This is a genomic window from Sphingobium sp. FG11 (assembly GCF_057809915.1).
Window position 1 is genome coordinate 1 of record NZ_JBMDKW010000050.1, and the last position, 369, is coordinate 369.

General features: G+C 59.3%; 1 protein-coding gene. It reads right to left on the reverse strand.

Features of this window, described 5'->3' with window-relative positions:
- Positions 1–71: 71 nt before the first annotated feature.
- A complete protein-coding gene (locus tag ACODSN_RS16425) occupies positions 72–287 on the reverse strand; it encodes a hypothetical protein (RefSeq protein ID WP_489056560.1) in 216 nt (71 codons plus the stop codon).
- Positions 288–369 lie beyond the last annotated feature (82 nt).

The following is a 369-nucleotide window of genomic DNA, read 5'->3' on the forward strand; positions in this document are numbered from 1 at the left end:
CAAATGCGCCGACGATCGCACGAACCCATCCTATCCCCCGATCGCCCCCGACCAGCGGGCCTGCCATGACGTTAGTTCGGGGTCTGGCTGATCGAATCTGCGATCATGCCGGACCAGGTTGCGAGAATTGTGCCTTCGTTGTTATCGCCATCTTCACTTGCGATCTTGCCGCACATTCCGATGAGATTTGCGATTTCCTGTCCGCTAGCGATCCCAGCGCGCTCGAGAACGGCGGCGATCGTAGACAGGGCGGTCCCGGTCGCTTTGACGACAGCATCGTCATCCATGGCAGTCACTCCTTTTCGCTCGTTCTATCCTTCAGCCGCTTCAGCAGAGGGGCCATCAACGCATGGTCGCGCTCACGGGTCA